This window comes from Bacillus sp. FSL W8-1143, from assembly GCF_037965155.1.
In the GTDB taxonomy this organism is placed as follows: Bacteria; Bacillota; Bacilli; order Bacillales; family Bacillaceae; genus Bacillus; species Bacillus pumilus.
Genome location: NZ_CP150182.1, coordinates 688569 through 702204 on the forward strand (window position 1 = coordinate 688569; position 13636 = coordinate 702204).

The following is a 13636-nucleotide window of genomic DNA, read 5'->3' on the forward strand; positions in this document are numbered from 1 at the left end:
AGGAGTGTTTTCTATTGAAAAAGTTGTTATTGCTGCTGACAATGCTCACACTGATATTGTCAGCGTGTGCACCTTTTGGGGGAAAGGAAGAGGAAGAGGTCACACAAAAAACGGATGAAACGAAGGAAACAGCCATCATCCCGATGTACAATATCTCTGACTCCTATTACAAAATGGTGCTGCCGTTTAAACAAGGGGCTGCGAGAGGATTAACAGCAGAGCGTCTCAACACACGCCTGGACATCGATGAATTTGAAACAGGACTCATGCGCCTTGCAACAGAGTCATTTAATACAAACGACTACCTTTTCCAAGAAGGACAGCATTTTGATGAGGACACCGTTCTAGGCTGGCTGGCGCGCAAAAAAACAGGCAGTGATCTGAAAAAGGCAGAAAAAGAAGATAAAGACTTTAAGAATCTAGGCTTAAACCCTGCTCTTCCGAACTCAGGTTCAACAAAGTCTAAAAATGAAAGTAGTCCAATTTACTTAGCTTCGATGCTAGAGCATAATTACTTAATTCGAAAAGATAAAAACAGCTTACAGCTTGGCGGAGTTGTCATTGGGCTTGCGCTGAACTCTGTTTATTATTACCGTGAAAATATCGGTGACCCGCAGCAAGAAGTGACGATCGATTCTTCGAAAAATTCAAAGAAACTTTTGGCAGAAGGCGAAAAAATTGCTGAACAAGTGATCAAACGAATTCGTCAAATGGATGGGCTGCAAAAAGTGCCTGTCATGATTGCCCTTTATAAGCAAGCACCAAAATCATCTATCGTTCCAGGAAACTTTATCGCCAAAACGGATGTGAAAGCGGGCTCAGCTGATATCGGCAATTGGGATACGATCAAAGAGGAGAATGTCTTCTTCCCTTCAGATAATGCGAAAGGCAACTACAAAGATGATTCCGAGCGATTTGACCGCTTCAAAACAAAAGTCGAAGACTACTTCCCGAATTATACTGGTGTCGTAGGAAAAGGGTTTTACAAAGACGGCAACCTGCAAAAAATGAAAGTCGAAATTCCAATGCAGTTCTACGGAAAAACGGAAGTCGTAGCCTTCACGCAATATTTAACAGGTGAAGTCATGGATTACTATAAGAGTACGAATATCGAAATTAACATCACATCTTCAGATCAACAAGAAGCCTTGATCACGAAAAATGCTGAAGACAAAGAACCAACCGTCCATATATATGACTAAATAAAAACCGCCTTTTGGCGGTTTTTTAAATTAGTCATAATGTATCAAATTATGAAAATATTGTTATAAAAAGTAGAAGTGTAGAAAATAATGTATTATTATGGGTGATAATGAAGAGAAAATGGAGATCACTATGAAAAATAAATCATTTTACTTTTTATTAGGGGGACAATCCCTAGCTAATTTTGGGGATTCGCTATATGTCCTCGTATTGACCATCCTGACATATCAATTAACAAATTCTACACTGATTGCTTCAATGGTGGCTGTCTCACAGTTTGTTGGACAAGCACTTGGAGCGGTACTCATTCCTTTCTTTATGTATCAATTTAAGCTAAAAAGACTCATTATCTATTTACAAATGTGTCAAATTGCTTTCTTCGGTTGCTTAATTTTCATTTATATTCTACAACTATCAACTTTTACTATTCCTCTCTTTTTTATCATTGTATTTTTCCTTTCTTTGATAGATGGAGGAACCATTCCAGTTCGAAATTCGATGATCCCACGTCTAGTAGAAAAGAACTTTTTACTAAAAGCAAATAGCTATATCTTAACTTCTGATCAAATGGTCCTTTTACTAGGCTGGCTATTAGGAGGGCTGTTTATTGGCATTCTTGGACCACAGTTTCTCCTATTGACGACACTTGTTTTATACAGTTTGTCACTCATATCTATGCTCTTTATCATTGATACTGGGGCTGCAGCTAAACAAGAGCAACAGTCTGAATCATTTGCTACAAGGGTCTTTTCAGGGTGGAAGCTCATGTATGAAAAACCAACTATTCGAACATTAACGATTTTAGAAATGCTATCCATGAGCGGTAGAAGTATTTGGACTGGTGCCATTATCCTTGTGTATGTCACAGAAGTTTTACATCAGCCTGAAACATGGTGGGGCTTTATTAACGCAAGCTATTTTGGCGGAACCATTCTAGGCGGCCTGCTTGTGTTGCGGTTCGCAAAGCATGTGGAACAGCGTTTGTTTGATCACATTTTTTACAGTTCGGTGATCGTGGCTGTGCTAACCCTTTGCTTAGGATTGAATCATTCTGCATGGATGAGTTTGTTGTTTGTCTTTTTATTAGGACCAGCCTTTCAGCTTCGCAGTATTTCCATTCGAACCTATGTACAAGATACACTGAGTGAAATTGAATTGCCCAAAATACTATCAGCTCAACATACACTATCAACTTTTATATACGGAATGTCCATCCTCGTTATGAGCACCATGACCGATCTCTTTGGGGCAAGAGTCGTCTTTTTTATAAACGTTGCCCTGTTTACTGTGTCGGCTTTCCTAGCGTCTAGATTAAAAAATGAACAAATTTAGACATTTTATCTCAATTATTTACAAAAATACCATTATGTGATTTAATATGTTGGTAGAAATGTTAACTATATGAAAAGTAGAGGTGGCGTAATTGACTAATAGTTTAGTATATTGGCCATTAACACATCCGCAGCGGCGCGTGATGAACATGGAAACATTTTATCCAGGAACACCGATCAATCATATTGGCGGTATCATTTTCGTCAATGGGCCATTGCATCTCGATAAACTGAAGCAGGCCATTGCATCTTGTATCATGATGACAGAATCTCTTCGTCTCAAGCTAGTAGAGAAAGATGGTGAAACGCTTCAATACGTTGATCCAAACGCCGATAGCCCTATTCCTACCTATGAGTTTTCCACACATGAAGACATGCTAGAATGGGCCGAAAAAGCCTTTAAAACACCATTTCAATTAACAGAAACCTCTCTCGCCGAATTTGCGGTACTAAAAATCAGTGAACAACAATCCGGTTATTTCATCAAATGCCATCATACAGTAGCAGATGGATGGTCGATGAAAGTAATCATCGATAAAATTAGCCAGCTTTACACTGCTCTTACCCACAGCTCCTCTATCGAACAAGAAGCAGACAATCACTCTGTATTTATTGATAAAGAATCAAAATATATGAACTCCCCAAGATTTAAAAAAGATCAGCAATTTTGGAAAGAAGCATTATCTGATGTGTCTGATAGTTATTTGGTACAGGGAACTGACCAAATCAAAGGCCATCGGCAAAGCCATTATCTTGATCGACAACTCTCAGAACGAATCTATGAATTTATAGATGTCCATCATTGTTCAATCAACTCTTTATTTACTTTAGGACTCTTCGTCTACTTGCATAAAAGATACCAGCAAAAAGATTTTATTATTGGGACGCCAGTTCTCAATCGTTCCGGACAAAAGGAAAAAGCCACGTCCGGTATGACCGTTAGTACAATGCCATATCGAATGAAGATCGATCCTCATCTCTCTTTGTTAGAAAGTTTAACAGACGTTCAAAAAAGCTATAAGGCTTACTTCCTGCATCAGCGTTATCCCTATGATGCACTTGTCAAAGATTTAGAGCTTGCAAAAGCAGGGTATGATCAACTTTTTCAAATCTATATCAATTCCTACAGCACAAATATGGTGCAGGAGATGGAAGGATACAAGGTTGAATACATAGAGCTTTACAATGGCTTCCAGCCATATGGCTTACAAGTTGCTGTGAAAGAATGGGATGAAAAAGGGCAAATCGAGCTTCAATATGATTACAAGATCTCAGATTACAGCAATGAAGATATCGACTTTCTACACGAAAGAATGCTTCTCTTTGTCGAAACGATACTCGCTCAGCCAAAGCAACTGTTAAAAGACGTACTTCTCATGACAGAAGTCGAGACACATCGAGAGCTATATCACTGGAACGACACAGGCATGCTGTTTCCACAGAAACAAAAAATCCATGAATTGATCACAGACATGTCAACGTCTTCTCCTGATCGAATTGCACTTCAGGACGGATCTCATAGCATGACATACGGTGAACTTGAGAGAAAAACCAATCAAATGGCGCATTTTCTACAAACACATGGCTTACAAAGACATGACTTTGTTGCCGTATGTATGAATCATTCACCAGAACTTATTGTGCTGCTGCTGGGGATTTTAAAGGCTGGAGGCGCATATGTGCCGATTGATCCTGAGTATCCAGAGGAACGTATTCAGTTTATTTTGGATGACAGCCAGGCAAAGCTGTTTTTCACAGATGACGCATCTGCATACCATTTTAATGGCGATACGTACAATATCTACAACGTGTGGGATCAGTTCGCTCAGTATAATGCGGAACATCCATTCATTGGAGATGCTGAAGATGTCGCATATATGATTTATACGTCTGGCTCTACAGGACAGCCAAAGGGAGTCATGATTGAGCACCGAAGCTTAGTGAACTATATCATGTCTGCCAAAACACACTATACTGATTCATCAGATGATCATTTTGCCTTGTATTCATCCATTGCGTTTGATTTAACCGTGACATCCATTTATACGCCATTGGTCATTGGCAGTACCGTGATAATCTATCGTCAAGAGGATCAGTCAGGCTTTTTATTAGAACATATTTTGTTTGATCAAAAAGCGAAAGTCATCAAGCTGACACCAGCTCATATGGCACTGCTAACAGATGCTGCACTTTCTCAATCAGTTGTGAAACGGATGATTGTGGGCGGAGAACAATTATCGACCGCTTTGGCTAAAAGAATCACAGAGGCAAGTGATGGAAGGATATCTATCTTTAATGAATATGGACCAACTGAAGCAACCGTTGGCTGTATGATTCATCAATTCCATCAAGATGATGAAGGGGCATCTGTGTCAATTGGTGTGCCAATGCCCAATACAGAGATTTACCTTTTAGATGAGCATCAGCAAGCCGTGCTGCCTGGGACAGTAGGAGAAATCTATATTTCAGGTGCAGGTGTTGGCAGAGGGTATTGGCAAAGACCTGATTTGCAGGAATCACGCTTTCTGCCCAATCCATTTGTAAATGGTCGCCGCATGTATCGAACAGGTGATATTGCCAAACGAGCAAATGATGGAAAGATTGATTACATTGGCAGAATTGATCATCAAATCAAGCTGCGAGGCTACCGGATTGAGCTCGGTGAAATTGAACTTGCACTGATGGCACTTGAAGAAGTTGATAAAGCAGCGGTTATTGATCTAACCGATGAATCTGGAGAAAAACAGCTGGCAGCCTATATTGAATTGAAAGAAAAACAGATGACGTCCTTTTTACTTAGAAAGAAATTATCAGATCAGCTTCCAGCTTACATGGTACCTGCCTATTTTGTTGTACTAGACGAGCTCCCGCTCACTCAAAACGGAAAAATCAATCGGACGGCACTGCCTGATCCATTGCTGTCTCAAGAAACAGCTGTTGAGTGGTCCAAGGAAACAGCGGACATTGAAGAGATCATCCTAGATACAGCAAAAGGCATCTTAGGGCATGAAACAATCGAACCGGCTGATCATTTTTATCAGCTTGGCGGAGATTCCATTAAGGCGATTCAATTTATTGCGAAATTAAAAGACAAAGGACTCTATTTAAAAACCAAGGATCTTTTTACTTATCCCATTTTTAGAGAAATGGCACAAGTCGTTCAGCAGGAACCTGTCATACATATCTCACAAGAGCAAGCTGTGGGTGATGTGAAATCGATTCCAATTATCGAATGGTTCTGGTCCCAGCGGTTAAAAGATGAACATTTCTGGCATCAATCCATCATTGTTCATTCAAAGAAAAAGATGGATGAAACCATCGTGCAGGATGTTCTCAAAGAGCTCGTCATTCACCATGATGGACTAAGGTTAAAAGTACATGAGGCAACAAACACACTTTATTATGATGAAGACATTCAAGATATTCCGCTGATGATACACGATTTCACGGCATTGTCAGAAGAGAATGTGGAAGAAGCGTTACAAGAAGTAGGATATCGGATCAAGCAAAGGACTCATCTTTATCAAGGACCATTGATTCAGGCTGCGCTTTGTCAAACTGATTCTCAATCACATCTCATCTTTGCCGCCCATCATCTATTAGCTGATGGTATGTCTTGGCAAATTCTTGTGGAGGACTTGATTCAATTATTGCATGCAGAGAAGGTTACAGCAGAAGTACTTCCGTCTAAAACCCATTCCTATCAAACATTTGCCGAGCGGGTGAATCAGTATGCAGTATCAGAGGGTGTAAAAGAGTCGGTCAGCTATTGGCAAAAAGCGGTGCAAAATATACAGCCTCTGTATCCAGTTTCCTCAAATGAGGGATATGTCAGAGACGAAATCAAATTAACCAACGCATTATCAGTGGAACTCACGAATCAATTGCTCAATCAAGCGAATCAAGCGTATCAAACGCAGCCGCATGAACTGTTAATTTCAGCCTTGACGCAAGCCTGTTATCAGCAAACGAATCAAGAGCAGATTTCTTTGGAATTAGAAGGTCATGGCAGGGATGCAGTAGAGGATGAGATCGATGTATCTAGAACGTTTGGCTGGTTCACCACCATGTATCCTGTGAATGTTCATGTGTCTGAATCTCTCTCGGATCACATACGAACTGTCAAAGAAACGATACGTGAAGTGCCAAATAAAGGTGCAGACTATGGGCTGTTGTCACTCATCAATAAGCAGCTTCCTCCTCATTCAGCGCCGCAATTACGCTTTAACTATCTAGGTGAAATTGATCAAGTGCTGAAACAATCATCTGATTATGAGATGTCTTACTTTACATCGGGGATGGATTCGTCATTGGATAATCCATTAACAACCGTCATCGATATGGTCGCTACCATCAAGGGCGGTCAGCTGATTTTTCATCTTTCTTTCAGCGATAAACAGCTGTGTGAAACAGACATGATGCAGCTATTGCAAGCGGTAGAGCAGCAAATTGAGCGTCTTGTACAGCATTGCTTAGAGAAAGAAGGAATCGAATTTACACCGTCTGATTTTGAAACAGTGGATATGTCTCTTGAAGAAATGGATTCATTATTTACATGAGGAAAAATCAGCATGTTATCTACATTTCATTTTTATTAGCGGTCTTATGGATAAGCAGCTTTGCCGGTTGGACACATGCAAAAGCAGTGATTTCACCTAAAGCCATTGATCAAGTGATAGAGGAACAGATGGAGCTTGGACGCATTCCAGGCATGTCCGTTGTGGTTGTGAAAAAGGACGAAGTGGTGTACCAAAAAGGCTTTGGTTATGCGGATCGAAAGAAAAAGAAGCAAGTGACAGCCAGCACTTTCTTTGAAATTGGATCTACATCAAAGGCGTTTACCGCTCTTGCGATTGTGGAGTTAGAGAAGCACGGGAAACTTCATTTAAAAGATCCGGTGAGTAGCTATATTCCAGGTTTTTTTCCAACATACAATGGAAAGCCTCAGCGTTTAACGGTGGAGCAATTAATGCATCACACAAGCGGCATTCCCTTTCAATCCATTGCGCTTATCCAGCCAGATACTACAAAGGATGCGTTGAAAAAAACAGTTGATCAGCTGAAATCAATCGAGCTTAATCGTAAGCCAGGCAGTTCCTTTGAATATGCGACCATCAACTATGATGTCCTTGGTCTCATCATTGAAAATGTAACAGGAACATCGTATGAGGCTTATATGAAAGGACTGTTTAAAAGGCATCATCTTGACCAAACGGAGGCTGGGCTAAAACGGATGAAATCCGGCGCTGTCTCAGAAGGGTTTAAATTGCAATTCCTTGCTCCGCATGCTTATAAAGCACCAGAATATCGAGGCAACACTCCGGCAGGCTATATTGTGATGAATAGTCAGGATGTGGGGACTTGGCTGCAATATCAATTGACCGATTCAACTTGGTCTCGCTTTGTAAAAAATCCTGATCACTTAACTGTGAATGTCCCAGAAGAAGGGAAGCATGTCTATTACAATGCCGGCTGGTATATAGAAAAGGCACATGAGCAGGTAGACTCGCTTTTTCATGCGGGCTCTAACCCTAACTATTCATCATTTTTTCTGATCCAGCCAAAAGAAGAGGTTGCGATCGGAGTGTTAGCAAATATGAATAGCAGCTACACAGAGCAAACGGTACGTCTTATTGCCAAAACGATCACGGGTACAAATGAGGAAGTAGAGTCATCAATGGACCCTTTTCAGCTCATTGATCAGTTGAGTCTTGGTGCCACATGTCTTTTTATTTTGCTGCAAATAGTGTCTATCGTTCGTTTTATCAAGTGGAAAAAGCGTGTAAGAAACGGCGCTTTCGTTCGCAGGGACATGTCACTTCGCGTCTGGCTGAAAAGTAGCGGCTGGGTGCTACTGCTAATTGGGATATTGATCCTGCCAATCATTGTTGCGCAGCTAGCCTTTAATGGGCTGCCTTGGAAAATGACTTTTGTATGGGGACCTTCCTCTCTCATTGAATTAGCGATTTCTTATTATTTGTTTTTCATTTGGTTTTGTACGATTGGTTTCATCAAAGGATTTATGGTGACATCTCCTGCTGGAAAGAGAGGAAAAAAAGATGACCGTCAAACAGATTTCGGGCATTCATCCTTATAATGATTTGTTTTATCGCAGCTGTTTTTTCAATTGCTTTTTTCCAATTGTGAAGCTGCATGATCAAGAAGTTTCTCCATACTTATTAAATGATCAATTTGCCTACGGGCTTACAGAGCACGGCTTGCTGCAGATTGACTGGATGTCGGCACACGATCCAGAAAAGATTATGAATTTACAAGGCATTCAAGTAGAAAAAATGACGTATTGTCCCAACCTCATTGAAAAGGTCAAGCAAGATGTGACGTGTGACCGCCCGGTAATTGTATGGGTAGACCCTTACGTTCAGCGAGGTAGAAAAGAGTATTTGACAACCCATAGCCGTCATTCCATTTTAATTACGGGATTCGATGAAAATCAGCAAATCTTTCACGTATTAGAGAATCGGCATTTAGATAATTTGTCTTATGAGCATCAAGTGCTGTCATTTAAAGATGTACAGAAAGGGTATGACACCTTTCATGATCATTTTCAGCCGAATGATCAATTTCATTCCTATGCGGCCTTCTACTTTGATCCGGACAAGCTCTCGACTGAGTTATTTGATCAAAAAACGACTTATTTCCTGAGAAATATGCATGGTCAGATAGACGTAATAGAAAAAGGAATCGCAGCTCTTGAAACATTTTATGAGCAGCTTCCGCAATGGGATGATATCGAGAAGCTCGTGGCGTCGTTCAATCAGATCATCAATACGAAGAAAGTAGAGCTGTATCGGCTGAATCTCATCAAAGGCGATCTACCTGAGCTGGTGGGATGGATGGAACGTATTTTAGCAGAATGGGAGAAAGCAAGGCATCAGGCAGCAAAACTCCTTTTTTCAGGTGAGATGTCTAGTAGGTACCAAGCCAATATCAAAGCTTCTTTAGAACAGATCATCCAGGATGAAAAACACTGGCTGGAAGCGTTGGCAATCAAATGCAAAAGGGAGTGTGGCGTGTCGTGAAGTTATTTTGCTTACCGTATGCAGGTGGAGCCAGTACCGTATTCAGTACGTGGAAATCTTATATAGACCGGTCGATAGAAATTCATGCCCTTGAACTCCCTGGGCACGGGACAAGAATGACAGAGCCTGTACTAACCGATTTACAGCAGGTCGCAGATGATCTTTATGTACAGGCGTCCTCCTCCTTAAAAGAAGGAGAGCCCTATGCCATTTTCGGTCATAGTATGGGAGCCGTCCTTGCATATGAATTACAAAAAAGAATGAAAACAAGGTTAAACAGAGAGCCTGTTCATGTCTTTTATTCTGGGCGCTTCCCGCCACATATTCCAGAAAAGAAAGTCTATCATCAGCTGTCAGATTCCAAATTAAAAGAAGCGATCATTGCGATGGGAGGCGTTCCTGAGGAACTTGCTGATAACCATGCAGTGCTTGATTTCTTTCTGCCGATTTTAAGAGCAGACTTTCAGCTTTTGGAGACCTATTTATGTGATGAAGTCGTTCCAGCTGCTTGTCCAATTTCTATTTTTTATGGTACACGTGATTTGCCTTCTGTGCTGTTCGATTTAGACGATTGGGATCAATATACAAGTGAAGATTGTGCGTTTTTCGAATTCGATGGAGATCACTTTTTTATTCATTCATTCACAAATGAAGTCGTTGAAAAAATCAATGTCATTTTAAAGCGAATTGGAGTGTTGGAGAAATGAACACGAAGCACGTAGGCGTGATTGGAGCAGGTGTCATGGGGGCTGATATGGCATTAGACCTTTCAGCAAATGGCTATCAAGTCACATTAGTTGATGTCACAGAAGAAAAGTTAAACGAAGCGCTAGAAAAAATTAAGAAGACCTATCAATTGGTTCAATTTGTGAGAAAGAAGAAAATCTCATTGTCTTTAGAAGATGTATTGTCTCAAATCCAGCTGTCAACTTCACTTGAAGGACTACATGACACGCATATCGTCATCGAAAATGTGACGGAAGATTGGGAGATTAAAAAACCTATTTATGAAGAGCTACGAGATATTTGTGCGAAAGAAACCATCTATTTTGTAAACACAAGCTGTATCTCCATCACAAAGGTAGGGTCTCTTATGCATCACCCTGAGAATGTCATTGGGGCGCACTTTATGAACCCTGTTCCTCTTAAAGCGCTAGTTGAAGTCATTAGAGGTAAAGCAACTTCTGATGACACAGTGGAAACGGCAAAAGATTTCTTGAAATCGTTTGATAAAACACCAGTTGTGGTGCATGATTTTCCGGGATTTGTTTCCAATCGTGTGCTGATGCTGACAATCAACGAAGCGATTTGGGCGGTGCAAGATCAAGTCGCTACGCCAGCGGATGTCGATAAAATTTTCCGCGGAGGTTTCGGTCATAAAATGGGACCACTTGCGACAGGAGACTTAATTGGGCTTGATACGATTTTGAATTCATTGCTTGTTTTATACGAGAGCTACAAAGATCCGAAGTTCCGTCCATGTCCTCTGCTTGTCAAAATGGTTGATGCAGGCGAGTACGGCAAAAAATCAGGCAAGGGCTTTTTCCAATATGACATGTGAGAGGAGAATAACCAATGGCTAAGCAAATTAAGTGTGTTGTCTGGGATTTAGATCATACATTATGGGATGGAATTTTACTTGAGTCAGATGAAGTGACGTTAAAACCATCGATGAAGGAAGTACTAACAGAGTTAGATGAGCGCGGCATCCTTCTTTCTATAGCAAGCCGGAACGATGAAGCAGCCGTGAAGGAAAAGCTTTCTGCCTTCGGAATCGAACATTTCTTTCTCTATCCAGAGATTCATTGGAATGCCAAATCTAGTTCATTAGAGAGAATCAGCGAGCGCCTAAATATTCATAAAGATACCATTCTCTTTATTGATGATCAGCCATTTGAACGAGAAGAAGTGAAGGCTGTTCATCCAGAGATTACGTGCTGGGATGCAGTGGATTATCTGTCATTACTCACTGATGATCGGCTGCGTCCAGTCTTTATCACAGAAGATGCTAGACGACGCAGAAGAATGTACTTAGAAGCGGACAAAAGGCAGCAGGAAGAAGAGAAATATGAAGGGCCGCCTGAGAAATTCTTGGCGTCTTTACATATGAAATTCGTGATATCAGAAGCAGGAGAACAAGACCTCCAGCGTGCTGAAGAATTGACCGTCCGTACCAATCAATTAAATGCGAGCGGGAAAACCTACGATTATGAAGAGCTTGATTTCTTCCGTCAATCAGATTCTCACTTGCTGCTTGTCTGTGAACTTGAAGATAAATTCGGTTCCTATGGAAAAATTGGACTCTCATTAATAGAAGAAACAGGTGACACATGGCATGTCAAACTGCTGCTTATGTCTTGCCGCGTCATGTCTCGTGGTGTTGGGACCATCTTACTCACAACGATTTTGCAAGAAGCGAAAAAGCGAGGAAAGCGGCTTGTCGCTGACTTTAAACAAACCGACCGAAACCGCATGATGTACATCACATATAAGTTTGCGAATTTCAAAGAAATAGAGAAAGGGGAGGACGGCTATATCTTGTTTGAAAATGATTTAAGCATGATTCAGCCTTTCCCAGAATACGTAGATGTCAATATTGAATTAAATCAGAAAGACCCAGCCAAACAATAAAAAAGCGAAAAGCGAGGAGATTAAATCATGAACCTACACGAACAAGTAAGAGCTTATATCGAGCAAAACCTAGTGGTATTTGATGAGGAAATTGAGCTTGGAAATGATGATCATATTTTTGAACAAGGCTTTGTGAATTCTCTATTTGCGATGAAACTAGTGAACTATATCGAGCAAGACTTTCAATTCCAATTAGATAACGAAGACCTCGACATTGCTCATTTTAGTACGGTCAATCGCATTGTCGCCTTAATTGAGAGAAAACAACAGGGGGCGGCTCTTCATGAAAACAGCTGAACAAACGATCAATGCCGTTGAAGAAATTCGCCAGTATTGCGATGAACATATCCGTCCGTTTGCCAATGAATTCGATGAGACGGAACATTTGCCAGAGTCACTGATTCGAGATATGGCAAAAAGAGGCTACTTGGCAGCAGGTATCCCGTCTTCCTATCAAGGGCTAGGGCTTGATCCAATCGCATATGGACAGTTCACAGAACAAGTGGGAAAAGCTTGCTGTAATGTACGCACATTATTGACAGTGAATTCACTTGTAGGAGAAGCCATTCTTCGTTATGGAACAGAAGAGCAAAAACAAGGCTGGCTCGTTGAATTAGCCAAGGGAGAAAAAATCGGAGCCTTTGCTTTGTCAGAGCCGAATATTGGTTCAGATGCCAATCATGTTGAAACAAGCTATCAAAAGGAAGGGCAATCCTATGTATTAAATGGGAAGAAAAAGTGGATTTCCTTTGGAGCGATTGCCGATTTCTTTATTGTGATTGCAAGAGACGGTGAACAAGTCACGGCATTCCTTGTCGATCGAAATCAGCCGGGTGTAGAGATTGAGAGGATTACAGGAATGATGGCCAACCGAGCGTCATATTTAGCGGAAATCACCCTCGATCATGTTCAGGTTCATGAAGACTGTGTCTTAGGACCAGTTGGAGGCGGATTTAACCATGTGGTGTCACTCGCATTAGACCATGGAAGATACAGTGTCGCTTGGGCAGGGCTTGCCATCGCACAAGAAGCCGTTGATTCTCTTGTCACGTATTCGCGTAAAAGAACACAGTTTAATGAAAAATTGTACAAGCATCAAATGATCAAAGGCATGATCGGAGATGCGGTGACCCAGCTCCATGCAGCGAGAGCCTTATGCCTAAAGGCTGGGGAAATGAGAGAAGCGAATCATCCTGATGCGATCACTGAAACATCCATCGCAAAATATTTCACCTCTAAAATTGCCGTTGACATTACAAATACAAATGTCCAAATTCATGGCGGAAGTGGATTTAGCCGGGAAAACTCAGCTTCAAGACTATATCGTGAAGCAAAGGTGCTTGAAATTATTGAAGGAACTTCGCAAATTCAGCAGCAGGTTATTGCTAACTATGGTTTACGCCATTATTTTGTGAAACATTCTTAGAGAGA

10 protein-coding genes are annotated in these 13636 nt (G+C 41.0%); all 10 read left to right on the plus strand.

Translation table 11 applies throughout. The features are described from left to right. The first annotated feature begins 41 nt into the window (after positions 1-41). The 10 genes from NSQ36_RS03440 to NSQ36_RS03485 all read left to right on the plus strand — a co-directional run bounded on the left by NSQ36_RS03440 (position 42) and on the right by NSQ36_RS03485 (position 13631). Positions 42-1202, plus strand: coding sequence for a CamS family sex pheromone protein (locus NSQ36_RS03440; protein WP_223251227.1), 1161 nt, complete (start codon positions 42-44; stop codon positions 1200-1202). 133 nt (positions 1203-1335) lie between these two features. After that, entirely contained in the window at positions 1336-2535 is a 1200-nt protein-coding gene (locus NSQ36_RS03445; protein WP_034620241.1) for an MFS transporter, read from the plus strand. Between the two features lie 91 nt (positions 2536-2626). Continuing rightward, on the plus strand, positions 2627-7093 hold the full coding sequence (locus tag NSQ36_RS03450) for an amino acid adenylation domain-containing protein (protein WP_339206777.1): 4467 nt from the start codon (positions 2627-2629) through the stop codon (positions 7091-7093). Then, positions 7090-8631 (plus strand): serine hydrolase domain-containing protein, encoded by a 1542-nt coding sequence (locus tag NSQ36_RS03455; protein WP_339206779.1) that lies wholly within the window; start codon positions 7090-7092, stop codon positions 8629-8631. The genes NSQ36_RS03450 and NSQ36_RS03455 overlap by 4 nt, the downstream gene beginning before the upstream one ends. Beyond that, positions 8594-9574, plus strand: a complete 981-nt coding sequence (locus NSQ36_RS03460; protein ID WP_050945730.1) for a C39 family peptidase — start codon at positions 8594-8596, stop codon at positions 9572-9574. Before NSQ36_RS03455 ends, NSQ36_RS03460 begins: the two co-directional genes overlap by 38 nt. Then, positions 9571-10281, plus strand: a complete 711-nt coding sequence (locus tag NSQ36_RS03465; RefSeq protein WP_050945731.1) for an alpha/beta fold hydrolase — start codon at positions 9571-9573, stop codon at positions 10279-10281. Before NSQ36_RS03460 ends, NSQ36_RS03465 begins: the two co-directional genes overlap by 4 nt. Further along, a complete protein-coding gene (locus NSQ36_RS03470; RefSeq protein WP_137055436.1) occupies positions 10278-11135 on the plus strand; it encodes a 3-hydroxyacyl-CoA dehydrogenase family protein in 858 nt (285 codons plus the stop codon). The genes NSQ36_RS03465 and NSQ36_RS03470 overlap by 4 nt, the downstream gene beginning before the upstream one ends. Positions 11136-11149: 14 nt before the next feature. Beyond that, complete coding sequence (locus NSQ36_RS03475) at positions 11150-12205, plus strand: HAD-IIIC family phosphatase (RefSeq protein ID WP_137055435.1); 1056 nt, start codon at positions 11150-11152, stop codon at positions 12203-12205. A gap of 27 nt (positions 12206-12232) precedes the next feature. Next, a complete protein-coding gene (locus tag NSQ36_RS03480) occupies positions 12233-12502 on the plus strand; it encodes an acyl carrier protein (RefSeq protein WP_050945733.1) in 270 nt (89 codons plus the stop codon). Next, complete coding sequence (locus NSQ36_RS03485; RefSeq protein WP_310026702.1) at positions 12489-13631, plus strand: acyl-CoA dehydrogenase family protein; 1143 nt, start codon at positions 12489-12491, stop codon at positions 13629-13631. The genes NSQ36_RS03480 and NSQ36_RS03485 overlap by 14 nt, the downstream gene beginning before the upstream one ends. Positions 13632-13636: the final 5 nt, after the last annotated feature.

What these genes read in the sequence shown, in the direction of transcription:
- NSQ36_RS03440 (WP_223251227.1), top strand. Translation starts at nt 42, where the DNA reads ATGCTCACACTGATATTGTCAGCGTGTGCACCTTTTGGGGGAAAGGAA.
- NSQ36_RS03445 (WP_034620241.1), top strand. Translation starts at nt 1,336, where the DNA reads ATGAAAAATAAATCATTTTACTTTTTATTAGGGGGACAATCCCTAGCT.
- NSQ36_RS03455 (WP_339206779.1), top strand. Translation starts at nt 7,090, where the DNA reads ATGAGGAAAAATCAGCATGTTATCTACATTTCATTTTTATTAGCGGTC.
- NSQ36_RS03460 (WP_050945730.1), top strand. Translation starts at nt 8,594, where the DNA reads ATGACCGTCAAACAGATTTCGGGCATTCATCCTTATAATGATTTGTTT.
- NSQ36_RS03470 (WP_137055436.1), top strand. Translation starts at nt 10,278, where the DNA reads ATGAACACGAAGCACGTAGGCGTGATTGGAGCAGGTGTCATGGGGGCT.
- NSQ36_RS03475 (WP_137055435.1), top strand. Translation starts at nt 11,150, where the DNA reads ATGGCTAAGCAAATTAAGTGTGTTGTCTGGGATTTAGATCATACATTA.
- NSQ36_RS03480 (WP_050945733.1), top strand. Translation starts at nt 12,233, where the DNA reads ATGAACCTACACGAACAAGTAAGAGCTTATATCGAGCAAAACCTAGTG.
- NSQ36_RS03485 (WP_310026702.1), top strand. Translation starts at nt 12,489, where the DNA reads ATGAAAACAGCTGAACAAACGATCAATGCCGTTGAAGAAATTCGCCAG.